Source organism: Vibrio sp. SG41-7, assembly GCF_014164465.1.
In the GTDB taxonomy this organism is placed as follows: domain Bacteria; phylum Pseudomonadota; class Gammaproteobacteria; order Enterobacterales; family Vibrionaceae; genus Vibrio; species Vibrio splendidus.
Map to the genome: position 1 here is coordinate 1666 of NZ_JACJFF010000236.1, position 1513 is coordinate 3178.

The following is a 1513-nucleotide window of genomic DNA, read 5'->3' on the forward strand; positions in this document are numbered from 1 at the left end:
TTAACGCTGAGATACGATGTCGAGCTACTACGGTAGTGAAGTCATTGATGCCATGCTTCCAGGAAAAGCCTCTAAGCTTCAGATTGTAAGGAATCGTACCCCAAACCGACACAGGTGGTCGGGTAGAGAATACCAAGGCGCTTGAGAGAACTCGGGTGAAGGAACTAGGCAAAATGGTACCGTAACTTCGGGAGAAGGTACGCTCTTATCAGTGAAGTCCCTTGCGGATGGAGCAGACGAGAGTCGCAGATACCAGGTGGCTGCAACTGTTTATTAAAAACACAGCACTGTGCAAAATCGTAAGATGACGTATACGGTGTGACGCCTGCCCGGTGCCGGAAGGTTAATTGATGGGGTTAGACTTCGGTCGAAGCTCTTGATCGAAGCCCCGGTAAACGGCGGCCGTAACTATAACGGTCCTAAGGTAGCGAAATTCCTTGTCGGGTAAGTTCCGACCTGCACGAATGGCGTAATGATGGCCACGCTGTCTCCACCCGAGACTCAGTGAAATTGAAATCGCTGTGAAGATGCAGTGTACCCGCGGCTAGACGGAAAGACCCCGTGAACCTTTACTACAGCTTGGCACTGAACATTGAACCTACATGTGTAGGATAGGTGGGAGACTATGAAATTGCGTCGCTAGATGTGATGGAGTCGTCCTTGAAATACCACCCTTGTAGTTTTGATGTTCTAACGTTGGTCCCTGAATCGGGATTACGGACAGTGCCTGGTGGGTAGTTTGACTGGGGCGGTCTCCTCCCAAAGAGTAACGGAGGAGCACGAAGGTGGGCTAAACACGGTTGGACATCGTGTGGTTAGTGCAATGGCATAAGCCCGCTTGACTGCGAGAATGACAATTCGAGCAGGTGCGAAAGCAGGTCATAGTGATCCGGTGGTTCTGAATGGAAGGGCCATCGCTCAACGGATAAAAGGTACTCCGGGGATAACAGGCTGATACCGCCCAAGAGTTCATATCGACGGCGGTGTTTGGCACCTCGATGTCGGCTCATCACATCCTGGGGCTGAAGTCGGTCCCAAGGGTATGGCTGTTCGCCATTTAAAGTGGTACGCGAGCTGGGTTTAGAACGTCGTGAGACAGTTCGGTCCCTATCTGCCGTGGGCGTTGGAAAATTGAAAGGGGCTGCTCCTAGTACGAGAGGACCGGAGTGGACGAACCTCTGGTGTTCGGGTTGTCATGCCAATGGCATTGCCCGGTAGCTAAGTTCGGAATCGATAACCGCTGAAAGCATCTAAGCGGGAAGCGAGCCTTGAGATGAGTTTTCCCTGGCACTATAAGTGTCCTAAAGGGTTGTCGTAGACTACGACGTTGATAGGCAGGGTGTGTAAGTGCTGCGAGGCATTGAGCTAACCTGTACTAATTGCCCGTGAGGCTTAACCATACAACACCCAAGGGGTTTTGTGGACTCAGATGTACCAGACCTTGAATGCGTTTGAAGAGAAATAACTTTTAGATAAGCTTTCCGAATTTTAAAATTTGCTTGGCGACCATAGC

At 50.8% G+C, this 1513-nt stretch carries 1 rRNA gene (cut by a window edge); it reads left to right on the top strand.

Annotation, left to right across the window (positions count from 1 at the left end):
* A 23S ribosomal RNA gene (locus H5300_RS27785) occupies positions 1-1400 on the top strand (it extends 1559 nt beyond the left edge of the window).
* Positions 1401-1513 lie beyond the last annotated feature (113 nt).